Annotated in this window: 11 protein-coding genes; 1 reads left to right on the forward strand and 10 read right to left on the reverse strand. The window is 44.5% G+C overall.

Annotated features, from left to right (window positions below):
* Window positions 1-117 precede the first annotated feature (117 nt).
* Entirely contained in the window at window positions 118-795 is a 678-nt protein-coding gene (locus DK187_RS14165; RefSeq protein WP_111608004.1) for a nucleoside/nucleotide kinase family protein, read from the forward strand.
* Window positions 796-828: 33 nt separating this feature from the next.
* Here DK187_RS14165 and DK187_RS14170 read toward each other — a convergent pair whose 3' ends face one another.
* From DK187_RS14170 to fabZ, 10 genes are all read right to left on the reverse strand, one after another.
* Entirely contained in the window at window positions 829-2874 is a 2046-nt protein-coding gene (locus DK187_RS14170; protein WP_111608005.1) for an FUSC family protein, read from the reverse strand.
* Between the two features lie 14 nt (window positions 2875-2888).
* Entirely contained in the window at window positions 2889-3746 is an 858-nt protein-coding gene (locus DK187_RS14175) for an efflux RND transporter periplasmic adaptor subunit (protein ID WP_111608006.1), read from the reverse strand.
* A gap of 4 nt (window positions 3747-3750) precedes the next feature.
* Complete coding sequence (locus tag DK187_RS14180) at window positions 3751-3954, reverse strand: DUF1656 domain-containing protein (protein ID WP_111608007.1); 204 nt, start codon at window positions 3952-3954, stop codon at window positions 3751-3753.
* Between the two features lie 157 nt (window positions 3955-4111).
* Window positions 4112-5416 carry a tRNA lysidine(34) synthetase TilS gene (gene tilS, locus DK187_RS14185; RefSeq protein WP_111608073.1) on the reverse strand — a complete coding sequence of 435 codons (1305 nt, stop codon included), beginning with the start codon at window positions 5414-5416 and terminating at the stop codon, window positions 4112-4114.
* 89 nt (window positions 5417-5505) lie between these two features.
* A complete protein-coding gene (accA, locus tag DK187_RS14190; RefSeq protein WP_111608008.1) occupies window positions 5506-6453 on the reverse strand; it encodes an acetyl-CoA carboxylase carboxyl transferase subunit alpha in 948 nt (315 codons plus the stop codon).
* A 123-nt stretch (window positions 6454-6576) separates the two neighbouring features.
* Entirely contained in the window at window positions 6577-10053 is a 3477-nt protein-coding gene (dnaE, locus tag DK187_RS14195) for a DNA polymerase III subunit alpha (RefSeq protein WP_111608009.1), read from the reverse strand.
* Window positions 10054-10057: 4 nt separating this feature from the next.
* Entirely contained in the window at window positions 10058-10657 is a 600-nt protein-coding gene (gene rnhB, locus DK187_RS14200) for a ribonuclease HII (protein WP_111608010.1), read from the reverse strand.
* The gene (lpxB, locus tag DK187_RS14205; RefSeq protein ID WP_111608011.1) at window positions 10657-11814 is read right to left on the reverse strand and encodes a lipid-A-disaccharide synthase; all 1158 of its coding nucleotides are present in this window, start codon (window positions 11812-11814) and stop codon (window positions 10657-10659) included. Before lpxB ends, rnhB begins: the two co-directional genes overlap by 1 nt.
* Before the next feature lie 64 nt (window positions 11815-11878).
* Complete coding sequence (gene lpxA / locus DK187_RS14210) at window positions 11879-12655, reverse strand: acyl-ACP--UDP-N-acetylglucosamine O-acyltransferase (RefSeq protein WP_111608012.1); 777 nt, start codon at window positions 12653-12655, stop codon at window positions 11879-11881.
* The gene (gene fabZ / locus DK187_RS14215) at window positions 12655-13092 is read right to left on the reverse strand and encodes a 3-hydroxyacyl-ACP dehydratase FabZ (protein WP_111608013.1); all 438 of its coding nucleotides are present in this window, start codon (window positions 13090-13092) and stop codon (window positions 12655-12657) included. The genes lpxA and fabZ overlap by 1 nt, the downstream gene beginning before the upstream one ends.
* Window positions 13093-13095: the final 3 nt, after the last annotated feature.

Below are 13095 nucleotides of genomic sequence, written 5' to 3' on the forward strand. Positions count from 1 at the left end.
CTCTAGTGGTTTTCTTTAGGTACGGAGGTAACCATCAATCAGTTCACATAAAATGCCGAATCAACATAATAACTTCATGCTAAAGTACTGCGATAAAAAACAACAACAGGAAAATTTATGGCCCTTGATATGAATGATAGCTACGCAAATTCAGCCGATGTACACATTGCCCTAGCTAAAATCCAAGCTTACGCCAGCAAGCCAAACCGTACTTTAATCGGTTTAACGGGCATCCCGGGCTCAGGCAAAAGCACCCTATCAGACTATTTGCTGAACCATTTCATCCAGCAACAAAATGCGCAAGTCATTTGCCTTTCAATGGATGGCTTTCACCTATCGAAAGCTCAACTTAACGCCCTACCCAATGCAGACGAGGCATTTGCAAGACGAGGCGCTCCGTGGACATTCGATAGCACCGCTTTTATCGAGCGCGTTACGCTTATTAAACAAGGCTATCAGCAAGACGATATTTTGTGGCCAAGTTTTGATCATGCCATAGGTGACCCGATTGAAGACGATCTCACCATCAAAAAAGAAACAAAGGTCATATTAATTGAAGGGCTCTACTTGCTGCATCAAAACGATGGTTGGCAAGCGTCTCAAACCCTATTCGACGAACATTGGTTTTTAGACATCCCCGTTGAAGTCGCTATCGAGCGCTTAGCAAAACGCCATATGAAAGCTTGGAACTTCAGCCATGAACAAGCTATGGACAGAATAAATCAAAGCGATGGACTAAACGCAAAATTAGTCGCAACGTACAAAGATCAGGCGGATTGGCTGTTAAGAGTCTAGCGCCGTCTAGACTCTCTCGCGCCATATTGTTCACTATGCTTTTTGAGCGGCAATGGCGTCAGCACTTCTTTCAAACGTCAGGTTGATCCGCAAGAACATACCTTGAATGGCCTCAACCTGCGTGGTGTCTTCCACCAAAGCAATGAGTTCCTCGTACAAAGAATGGCAAGCTTTTTCAAAGCGGTCATCACAGCGGCCTTTGCTTGCCAGCAAAAAAGCGTTTGCCAACGACACTTGCCAATGTTGCAATGACGACAATGGCTTTCCTGCCAAACCCTCACAGATAGAGCGCAAACGCATAGAAACATGACCAAGATTCAAAGCGGTTAGTGCCAAGTCTGTGACCGCTCTCGATTTCGAGCCTTGATCATAATTGGTTAAGCGCAACAATCTATCCGCCATGCGTCGGTTATACCAAGCTATTGGGCTAGCTTGCTGATTGATTGCTAATAAATCTTGATAGGTTGTTTTAAAAATACGATGGACTAACAACTGCACACTTGGTCCGGTAATGAGATGAAACACCCAAAATAAAATACACACGCCAGCGAAAATTGCCATCGCTGAGCTCAGTGTATAGTCGATAGAAAAGGGCCGACTCATATCACGACTAGGACTCACAAGGATAGAAAAAGGGATACAAAACCCTAATCCGTAGGGCAACGTTTGCCTATCGGCCAAAAGCAATAGACCAATAAAAAACGGCCCAGCCAAAACCAGTAATAAAATCTCCAATTGACCAGAGCTTTGCGACAATATGTTAAGTGCAAAGAAAATCGCCACAAACGACGCCACAACAACACCAACCAGCAGCCTTTTTAAAACCACTTTTAGAATCATCAGGGGCAACCTTGCTAGCATGATGGAAAAAATAACAGGTAAAATCATGATCATCAACGCAGCCGAAGAACCAGTGCCCACCCAGATAGCGGCACCAATCAAAAACACCATCGTGGTTCGAATACCAATAATTAATCCAGCCAATGGATCTTGATACGTCTGCATACTTGGCGCATTCAATAACGTACTGTCTCGCTCCTCTAACGCGCGAAAAGCGCGTAACAATACTGTTAGCTCAGAAGTAATCTCCGCCCCAACATTCAACATATGAGATTCAAAAGGCACATCTGAGTCATTATTCGAGCGATAATTGCTAAGGTCACTTCGCAAGAGTTTCACTTGCTCTAAGCAGTAATCAAAATCATCTGACTCCGCAATGCGCCCAAATGCGTCTCTCAATCGATCAAGAAGTTGAGTTAACACTGGCGTCATCAGTTCAGCATGACGCCGCTGCAAACGACCAAAAATTTGCACTAATGCCAACAAAGATAAGACTTTCTGAGCCAATTGATTAGCGGCTCGTGTCCGCCCAGGCCCCTTTGGTCCCTCGTAACTGACCGCACTGGAATCTTCACTGACCATACCCAAGGTCGCCATGATGCTATCTATTTGCGTATGACGGTTCTCATGAGTACCGGATTTATCCAACTCCGTCACCAAATATTGCAGTGTCTGATTAATCACCGACCTAGCTTGTCGCTGCAGACTGTCTTTGACTTTGACGGGCCAAAACAGATGACTGACCACACCGGCACAAATAGAACCAATAACAATTTCACTGACTCGAGCCTGTGCAACCGCAAACACCGCCTGACTATCGGCCGTAGATGGGCTCACCATGACCATTAATACGATGATTTCAGCGGTCACCGCAGCCATAGCAAAGGCATACACAAAATTAGCCTGACGAACCATAGCAGATAAAGCGGCATTCAATCCTAACCATAAGGCCAGTACCCCCAGCGCCACATAGGGATAAGACATAAATTGCGTCAACAAAAAAATACCAAACAAGCCACCAATGACAGTACCGACAATTTGGCAAATGGCCTTTTCAATCACCAGACCACTTTCAGGGCGCATTTGTAAAAAAACAGCGGACACTAGCGCCCAATACGGTCGATCGAGATTTAAAGAAAGGGCTATTGTTAGTGCCAATGCCATGGCAATGACACCTTTAAGGGCAAAAATAACCGCCTGTTTTTCAGGTAAAAACAGATTACGAAGGACGATTCCCAAAACGATTCTCCTTACTACTCAGTAAGGTGAATCGTAGCGGTCATACCAGCACTCAGCTGGATACCATCAGGCAGAGAATCCAGTTTTATGTCGACAGGGATTCGCTGAGACAAACGCACCCAATTAAATGTTTGTTGTATTTGCGGGAGAAGCTGCCCATTGCTCTGAGTATTTATATTCGCAATGGCTTTACCAATACTAACCACATGGCCTATCAAAGGCTCACCACCGCTTAATAAAGTGATCTTGGCTTGTTGATTTAACTGCACAAGTGGAATCTTAGTTTCCTCAAAATAACCGGTCACATAAAATGAATCAGATTGTACGATGGCAAAAACCGCAACACCTTGAGCGACATAATTACCTTGATGTAAGTTCAAATTAATAATCTGCCCTGACACAGGTGCACGTATCTGGGTTCGATCTAAATTAAGCTGTGCCGTCATTTCTTGAGCCACAGCCAAATCATAATTCGCTTTCGCAATATCAGTGTTGATTCGTGCTGATTCCAAATCTTCATCACTAATAGCGTGTTGGCTTCGCAAAGCAGTACGTCGCTCATATTTATGCTTTGCTAGCTGCCAAGAATATAAAGCATTTTCTGTGTTGGCTTTGCTTTGATTGAGTGCCGCTTGATAACGCTGCTGATCCACACTAAAGAGCAGGTCGCCTTTTTTAACCGCTTGATCATTAATGACATTCAGATTTGTCACCCATCCAGAAACATCAGGTGCCACTGTCACGATATCCGCTCGCACGCGGCCATCGCGTGTCCACGGTGAATGCATGTATTCATTCCACACCCAACGCCCAGCAAAAACAGCCAGCAATACTATCGACACAGTCAAAAGAATACGCAGATATTTCGTCATTGATTTACCTTCCATTTAATACATACACAGTGAACGCCAAGTAACAAACAAACAAGGACACTTCAAACCAAGCTACCCGCCAAATGCGATCATACCAGTTCAAACGATGGAGAATAAAACGTGTCAGCGCCGCCAATAAAAAGGCAATCGGAAAATAAATGACCAGTGGACTAAACTCTAGCCCACCAAAAACAACAGTCTGAAGCATAATCAATACCCTGTCATAGAAAGAAGGCAGGCCGTGTAAACAAGATAAACAGTATAGTGCTAAATTAAGGATAGGATTATATCGAGATAACACCAAAAAAATGTGCAGCTAACAGCTAAATAAAAACACAATAATACGAAAAAACGAGATGAAAATTCTATTTTGGAAACGGCAAAATCCTGTTTAATTGCCATGTGATGTTGAGATGCGAATAATGTGGATGCCGCCAAAGGTCGCCAATCGCCACCAAAGTATCCCCATGATACAAGTAAGGCAAATGATCTCGCCACCAGCTTGGAATCGCCTGGTCATTAAGCCATTTTTTAAATTTTCGGGTTTGACCATTGGGCATCATAAGGTTTTCCCCCTGGGGGCGAGCTTTTAAGACACAACCATCGCTTCCACGGACGCAAATTTGATCAAACGCACGTGACAGCATTTCACCGGACACCAATGGCGCCAGCGTCACATCTTCGTCCATAGGAAGCACATAGACCGCATTTTGGTGACGCATCACTCTGCCATGAGAGAACCTAAATTCAGGCTGCTTATCTTGCGCACTAGAAAACATGGCTTCGACGCTCTCTAACTGAGATTGCGACAATGAAACGCCGTTTCCCTGTAGAAAATATCGCCACCAAAAAAGTCGTTCGTCTGTCGATTTTTCGACAAAATACGACAAATCCAAACCACCAAATTCATTACACCACATGGCTAACTGTTGCTGAGCAAATTGAGCAAGCATCGCATAATCGGTTGTAATCCGCTGGGTGCTAGACACTATATTTTGCTCCATGCTAGGAAAACGCTCTGTCAGAATGGGCACAACACTTTGGCGAAGAAAATTACGCGTAAAACGCCCGTCAAGATTCGACTCATCATGAATCCAAACAAGTCCATGTTGCCGTGCGTAATCCTCAATATCATTTTTTGATGCGGTTAAAAAAGGACGAATCAAACGCGCCGTTCCACTACCAAGCAACCTTTCTTGCGGAATGCCTGCTAAGCCCTTTCCTCCCGTGCCTCGCAGCAAACGAAATAACACGGTTTCAACTTGATCCCCCGCATGATGAGCAAGCAATATAACATCGCGTCCTCTCATGTGCTTTTGGAATGCTTCATAACGAGCATTACGCGCGGCATCCTCGACTGAAGCTTGCGCCTTTAATCGTACCCGTTCAACGACATAAGGCACGCTAAGGCGTTCACAAATACACTCGCAATGTTTAAGCCAAGCATCTGCATTAGCACTTAAACCGTGATGAACGTGAATAACCGCGATTTTTTGTTTCTGCTCAACAGATACTTGGTTAACCAAAGCGTGTAATAAAACATGCGAATCAACACCGCCACTAAAACCAACCCACACTCTTCCCTCTTCGGAAAATACAGCGTCAATCCAATTCATATTAAATAGAAGAGGAGACAAGGAAGATAATGGTTTCAATGTAGAATACGCCATCACAAGCTCAATAGACAAAGCATCCAAAACATAGGATGAGAGACAAAAAAGCCCCCTAACTATAGGAGGCTTTTCATTATAGAAACGTCTTACAAGCCGTAGGACATCAAACGATTATAACGACGAGCCAGTAGCTCTTCAGTCGTCAACGCTTCCATACGATCAAGCGCCGCTAAAACATTTTTCTTTAAGCTTTGTGCCATTTCTTCATGAGAAATATGCGCACCACCAAGAGGCTCTCGAATGATTGTATCAACAAAACCTAGCTCTTGAAGACGCTGGGCGGTGATCCCCATGGCTTTTGCTGCATCAGACGCACGATCTGCACTTTTCCATAAAATAGACGCACAGCCTTCAGGTGAAATAACGGAATACGTGCCGTATTGCAACATCATTAGCTCATCACAAACGCCTATCGCCAAGGCACCACCAGAACCACCTTCACCGATTACGGTCGAAATGATCGGTGTTTTAAGGCGAGACATTACCGCCAAGTTAAAGGCAATGGCTTCACTTTGACCGCGCTCTTCAGCACCGATACCAGGATACGCCCCAGGTGTGTCGATTAACGTCACAATAGGCATATTAAAGCGCTCTGCCGTTTCCATAAGACGCAGTGCCTTACGGTAACCTTCTGGGCGAGGCATACCAAAATTACGCAATACTTTTTCTTTTACTTCACGACCTTTCTGATGACCAATCACCATCACTGGGCGGCCATCTAAACGCGCGATACCGCCAACGATCGCACGATCATCGGCGTAATGACGGTCACCGTGCATTTCTTCAAAATCGGTAAAAGCATGTTTTATATAATCAAGAGTGTATGGGCGCTTTGGGTGACGCGCTAATTGAGAAACTTCCCATGCCCCTAAATTACTAAATAGGCTCTTGGTTAATGCTATTTTCTTATCTTCAAGACGACTAATTTCATCGCTTATGTTGAGTTCATTGTCATTACCGACTAAACGCAACTCTTCAATTTTTTGTTCGAGCTCAGCAATCGGCTGCTCAAAAGGGAGATAATTTAAATTCATGTTTAATTACACTACTGTTTGGTTGCCATCAAATTCAAAGACAAAAGGCGATAGCCTCTTGTCCCACAGCTCTACTAGGCGCGTCTCGACGCCGCATTCCATTGCAAAAACTATTAAATGAGACTAAGTATACACTAACTGAACATTTTGTTTACCGTATTGTTTCTGAAGTTGATGAATTAATTCGTCATCCGGCCGAACTTTCCAACCACTTCCTAAACGAATATCGCCGCATGCTTGGGGCGTATCAAAGCCAATCACCACATCACAACCATCACCACGATAAGACGCCATGGCGTTTGCCAAGGCTTGTATTTCGTTTGGCGTGACAGTGTCTGATGTCCACGTAATCCGCAACGCTTCCACATAACGCACACGTGCCTGAGCAATATCAAGAATATTACGAGCAATCACTTTCTGACCGCCACGAAATTCATCTACGGTAATTTCCCCTTCAACAACCACCACCTCATCTTTAACGATAACGTTTTTAAAAGTGTCGTAATTATCAGGAAACACCGTTACTTCAATCCGAGCAGAACGGTCATCTAATGTAACAAAGGCGATGTTACCACCTTTTTTACTCTTGGTAATGCGCAAGTCTACGATCAAACCCGCCATGATCTGCGTATCGCCACGCTTAGGCTGTAAATCCACAATTTTTGAACGAACAAAGCGACGAATCTCTTTTTCGTACTCATCTATCGGGTGGCCTGTCACATACAAACCAAGCGTATCTTTCTCACCATCAAGGCGCTGACGTGGCGTCCATTCATGTTGGATACCTATTTCTTTATAGGCATCTTGTGCGTTTTCTTCTACCGCGACACCAAATAAATCCATCATACCTGCGTCTTGGTTTTTTGCATCCTGCACGGCCCTTTTCAAGGCTTCATCGATGCAAGCAAATAAAGTGGCGCGATTGGGCCCTATGGTATCAAAGGCACCCGAACGCACTAAGGCCTCCATAACACGCTTATTTATTTTACGACCAACACGCTGGCAAAAATCAAAAATATGTTCAAATGGCCCCTCTTTCCGTGCTTCTACAATCGCTTCAATAGGACCTTCGCCCACGCCTTTAATGGCCCCTAGACCATAGACGATTGATCCTTTTGGATTTACGGTAAATTTGAACACGGACTCATTCACATTCGGCAGCTCTAGCGCCAATTTCATTGAACGACATTCTTCAATAAAAATAACGATTTTATCCGTATTCTGCATATCGGCAGACAAAACCGCCGCCATAAAAGGCGCGGGATAATGATTTTTTAACCACGCGGTTTGATAGGAAACCAGTGCATACGCTGCCGAATGCGATTTGTTAAAACCATAACCAGCAAATTTCTCCATCAAGTCAAAAATGTTGCCTGATAAATCTCTATCGACATTGTTTTTGAGTGCGCCTTCCATAAAGATTAAGCGCTGCTCCGCCATAACCTCGGCTTTTTTCTTACCCATAGCACGACGCAGTAAGTCAGCACCACCTAGGGAGAACTTGGCCAGCACCTGGGCAATCTGCATTACTTGCTCTTGATACAAAATAATGCCGTAAGTCGGTTCCAACACCGGAATCAAGTCTTGATGCTGATAATCAGGATGGGGAAAGGCAAGCTCTGCACGACCATGCTTACGGTTGATAAAGTCATCCACCATGCCTGAGCCCAATGGCCCTGGACGATATAAAGCCACCAAGGCGATAATATCTTCAAAGCGCGAGGGTAGAAGCTTCTTGATTAACTCTTTCATACCACGAGATTCCAGCTGGAATACCGCGGTCGTCTCAGCCCGTTTTAGCAGCTCGTACGTTGACTGATCTTCCAAATCAATCAGCGCAATATCTAACGGTGGTTTTCCTTCTAGGGCATTGATCGCATCAATGTTTTTCACCGCCCAATCCACAACGGTCAATGTTTTTAACCCCAAGAAGTCAAATTTGACTAAACCAGCTTCCTCAACATCGTTTTTGTCGTATTGGGTAACCAGACCCGAACCGTCTTCTTCACAATAGAGGGGAGCAAAGTCAATCAGCTTGGTTGGTGCAATTACCACCCCCCCCGCATGCTTACCAAAGTTACGCACCACGCCTTCCAAAGAAATCGCCATTTCCATCACTTCGGCGGCGTCTTCATCACTGGCCAAAAACTCAGGTAACGCAGGTTCTTCTTCCAAGGCTTTTTTAAGCGTCATACCAATTTCAAACGGAATAAGCTTCGATAACTTATCCCCCAAACTATATGGCTTACCCTGTACCCTAGCGACATCTCGAACCACCGCTTTTGCCGCCATGGCACCAAAAGTAATGATCTGAGACACCGCATCTCGACCATAAGTACGAGAAACATAATCGATCACTCGATCCCGATTATCCATGCAGAAGTCAATATCAAAGTCAGGCATAGATACCCGCTCTGGGTTTAAGAATCGTTCGAATAATAAATCGTATTCCAGTGGATCAAGATCGGTAATTTTAAGCGCATAAGCCACCAAAGAACCGGCACCAGAACCACGACCGGGGCCAACGGGTATACCGTTGTCTTTCGCCCATTGGATAAAGTCCATTACAATCAAGAAATAACCAGGAAATCCCATTTGATTGATAATGGTTAATTCAAACTCCAAACGATCCCAATATTCCTGACGCCTTTTTTCAATGCGTTCGCCATATTTTTTGGTTAGAAAATCGAAACGTTCTATCAGACCGTCGTAGGATAGCTTGCTAAAGAACGCTTCCATCGTCATGCCTTCTGGCACGGGATAATCTGGCAAAAAATACTCACCCAACAAAACATCAACACTGCAACGCTTCGCAATTTCTACGGTATTTTCTAGCGCTTCAGGAATATCTTGAAAAAGCTCTGCCATTTCGTCTGGCGTTTTAAAATATTGCTCTTCGGAGTAACGACGCTTGCGTCGAGGGTCGTCTAAGGTCACACCATCGTGAATACATACTCGCGCTTCATGTGCTTCAAAGTTTTCTCGCTTTAAAAAGCGTACATCATTCGTTGCCACGACGGGACAGTCAAGCTCGCTCGCTAAAGGGACAACAGCGTGTATATAGCTCTCCTCACCTGGGCGACTGGTTCGTTGCAGCTCAATATAAAAGCGATCAGGAAACACCGACATCCAATGAGCCATTCGGCTTCTGGCCTGCTCATTACGGCCTTTCTGTAATAAATAGCCGATATCGCCAAACCCTGCACCAGACAGAGCAATCACATCTTCACTATGGGCCTCTATCCATTCCCGCTGAACAATAGGACGTCCCTCTACTTGCCCTAGTTGATAGCCTTTCGAAATAATGGCAATAATATTTTTATAGCCTTTATTAGACGTCGCCAATAAAGTAAAACGATATCTCGACTCTACCTCATCGTCTTCCGCAACCATGACATCAGCACCACAGATGGGCTTAATACCTTTTTCCATCGCACCTTTGTAAAAACGCACAAAACCACAAAGATTATTTTCATCCGTAATGGCAACCGCTGGCATGGACATAAATTCAGTCGTGCCAAGCAAGCCTTTGATTTTTACTAAGCCGTCAACTAAAGAAAACTCCGTATGGACTCGTAAATGTATAAATGATGTGGACAAAATATTATCCCTCTAAAATCTTTTTAACTGGGCCAAAGCTACGTCTATGAATGGGTGTAATACCATATCGACGAATCGCTTCAAGATGCTGTGCGGTTGGGTAGCCCTTGTGTTTGTCAAAGCCATACTGCGGGTAAATTTCTGCGGCTTTAGTAATGTCTCTATCTCGAGTGACTTTGGCTAAAATAGACGCCGCCGAAATCGCAGCCTGCCGTGCATCCCCCTTAACAACGGCTTCTGCTGAACACGGTAAATGGAGAGGAATACGATTACCGTCGATAAGAACATGTTCCGGCACAACGGAGAGTAAAGCAACCGCACGAGACATAGCTAGCATACTGGCGTGAAGAATATTGATAGTATCAATTTCCTCTATCGAAGCACTGGCAATACCGTAAGCCAACGCTTTTTCTTGGATTTCGATAAATAAGGCGTCACGTTTTTTTTCACTGAGCTTTTTAGAGTCAGCTAACCCCTTAATAGGACGTAATGGATCAAGAATCACGGCGGCCGCAACGACCTCGCCAGCTAACGGCCCTCGTCCAGCTTCATCCGCCCCCGCCAACAAATCACCAAAATATACCTGACTAACAAATGGCTCCATTATTTTGTCTCTTTATTAAGCATAGAAACAATCGCCTGAGCCGCTTGGGCACCCGCATTTTTACGTAACATTTTATGCAAATCCAAATACTTAGCTTGGATCGCTTTGTCCCCTGTAAAAGACCGCCAAGTCTGCAACAAACGCGCAGCTAAATTGCCAGGTGTCGCCGCATCCTGTAACAGCTCAGGCACTAACGTTTCGTTCGCCAATAAATTTGGCAAAGACACATAAGGTACTTTCACCATCCTTTTCATAATAGCGTAGGTCAGGGCATTAACTCGGTATGAAACAACCATAGGCCGTTTTACGAGCATTGCTTCCAATGCTGCCGTACCCGAAGCCAACAAAATCGCATCGGCGGCCATCATCACGGTGCGTGACTGACCATCAATCAGAATGGCTTCTGCATTCGCTTCTTGCAACATCGCCTCAATCTGTAATCGCCTTTCAGCGTTTGCAGCCGGTATTAAAAAAGTGGCGCTCGTCTCTTTTTGCTTAATTAACTTCATCGCCTCTATAAAAAGGGGAGCCAAACGAGCCACTTCCCCTTCTCTAGAACCCGGTAAAATAGCAAACACCGGACCTCGAATGCCCACTAACCCTAATGTCTTTCGCGCAGCAACAGCGTCGCTTTCAAAAGGAATATCGTCGGCCAACGTATGACCAACACAAACCACTGGAATATCATGCTGATGATAAATCGGCAGTTCAAAAGGAAATAAGGCCAACATAAGATCAACGGATTTTTTAATATTAAAAATACGCTTCTGACGCCATGCCCATACTGAAGGGCTAACATAATGAACTGTTGGTATGCCTGCCTGTTTAAGCTTACGAGCTAAAGGCATATTAAAGTCGGGAGAATCTATGCCTATAAAAGCCGTTGGTGGGTTCTGTAAGCAAGCAGTGTACAAGCGCTTTCGGATACCAAGCAATTCTCGTAAACGCCCCAAAACCTCCACTAACCCCATCACAGAAAGGCGATCCATCGGCACCAAGCTTTTCAAACCCTGCGCTTCCATTAGCGGTCCACCAATGCCTTCAAATACGGCATCGGGTTGCAAAGCTTTCAAATGGGCAATGAGATTAGCCCCTAAAATATCACCTGACGCTTCACCAGCAACCAATACATAACGTGTCACAGACGTCATTTGCATCTATCTAACCTCTATAATAAAAAACCCCGAAACAGTCCGGGGTTTTCTTTTTAAAATATGACGTCTATCGGACGATCCCACGTTTTGAGTGCCGGATTGACAAGGTGAAGTCAGCTACTTCAGGAATGCCAAACACGCCTTCTTTTTCCAACTCTTGTAAGGCTGCCTCTAACGTTAAACCTTTAAGGTACACTGTCTTATAAGCCGTTCGTAATGCTCGGATGATCTCAGCAGGCACGCCTCGACGGCGCATGCCCTCAAAGTTCATACCATGTGCTTTCGCGGGGCTACCGGAAACCATGACATACCGAGGCACATCTTTAGACACCATAGACCCCATGCCACACATACTGAAAGAGTTAACCTGACAAAACTGGTGAACTCCCGTATAACCGCCAAGAATGACATGGTCACCGACTCGAACATGGCCCGCTAATGCCGCAAAATTAGCCATTATATTATGGTCTCCCACAATACAGTCATGTCCAACGTGCGTACTCGCCATAAACAAATTATGACTACCAATTACGGTGACACCATTATCCTGAACAGTACCCCGATGAATCGTGGCATTTTCACGGATAACATTATTGTCACCAATCACAAGTTGTGTTGGTTCACCCTTATACTTTTTGTCTTGGTTCGCTTCTCCAACAGAGGCAAACTGGTAAATTTCATTATTACACCCAATTGTTGTGTGACCATTGATAACAACATGAGATTTAATAACACTACCAGCCCCAATTTTCACATTCGGCCCGATCACGCAAAAGGGACCAATCTCCACACTGGGATCAATCTCTGCTTTCGAATCGATTAAAGTAGTTGGATGTATCGCCACTATATTTTCCTGTCTGCACACAAAATAGTCGCAGAGCAAGCCAGCTGTCCCTCAACCGTTGCTCTACATTCAAACTTCCAAATACCACGCTTTTCAGCAACAATCTTTGCTTCTAATTGTAAACGATCCCCAGGCACAACAGGGCGTTTAAAGCGCGTATTATCGGCGCCGACAAAATAATAAATAGAGCCATCTTCTGGCTTCTTATCCATTGTTTTGAACCCTAATATGCCAGCAGCCTGAGCCATGGCTTCGATAATCAGTACACCAGGCATGACCGGATGATTAGGAAAATGACCGTTAAAAAAAGGCTCATTTATCGTTACATTTTTATAGGCAATAATGGAATCGTTCAGATTTATCTCAACAACACGATCTACTAGTAAAAATGGGTACCTATGAGGTAAATACTGACGAATTTCATTTACGTCCATCATTAA

The sequence above is a fragment of the Marinomonas arctica genome, from assembly GCF_003259225.1.
GTDB classification, from domain to species: Bacteria; Pseudomonadota; Gammaproteobacteria; order Pseudomonadales; family Marinomonadaceae; genus Marinomonas; species Marinomonas arctica.

Excerpts from the sequence above, each read along its gene's own strand:
- rnhB (WP_111608010.1), bottom strand. The coding sequence starts at position 10,657 with ATGGAGCCATTTGTTAGTCAGGTATATTTTGGTGATTTGTTGGCGGGG.
- DK187_RS14175 (WP_111608006.1), bottom strand. The coding sequence starts at position 3,746 with ATGACGAAATATCTGCGTATTCTTTTGACTGTGTCGATAGTATTGCTG.
- accA (WP_111608008.1), bottom strand. The coding sequence starts at position 6,453 with ATGAATTTAAATTATCTCCCTTTTGAGCAGCCGATTGCTGAGCTCGAA.
- fabZ (WP_111608013.1), bottom strand. The coding sequence starts at position 13,092 with ATGATGGACGTAAATGAAATTCGTCAGTATTTACCTCATAGGTACCCA.
- DK187_RS14180 (WP_111608007.1), bottom strand. The coding sequence starts at position 3,954 with ATGCTTCAGACTGTTGTTTTTGGTGGGCTAGAGTTTAGTCCACTGGTC.
- tilS (WP_111608073.1), bottom strand. The coding sequence starts at position 5,416 with ATGGCGTATTCTACATTGAAACCATTATCTTCCTTGTCTCCTCTTCTA.
- DK187_RS14165 (WP_111608004.1), top strand. The coding sequence starts at position 118 with ATGGCCCTTGATATGAATGATAGCTACGCAAATTCAGCCGATGTACAC.
- lpxB (WP_111608011.1), bottom strand. The coding sequence starts at position 11,814 with ATGCAAATGACGTCTGTGACACGTTATGTATTGGTTGCTGGTGAAGCG.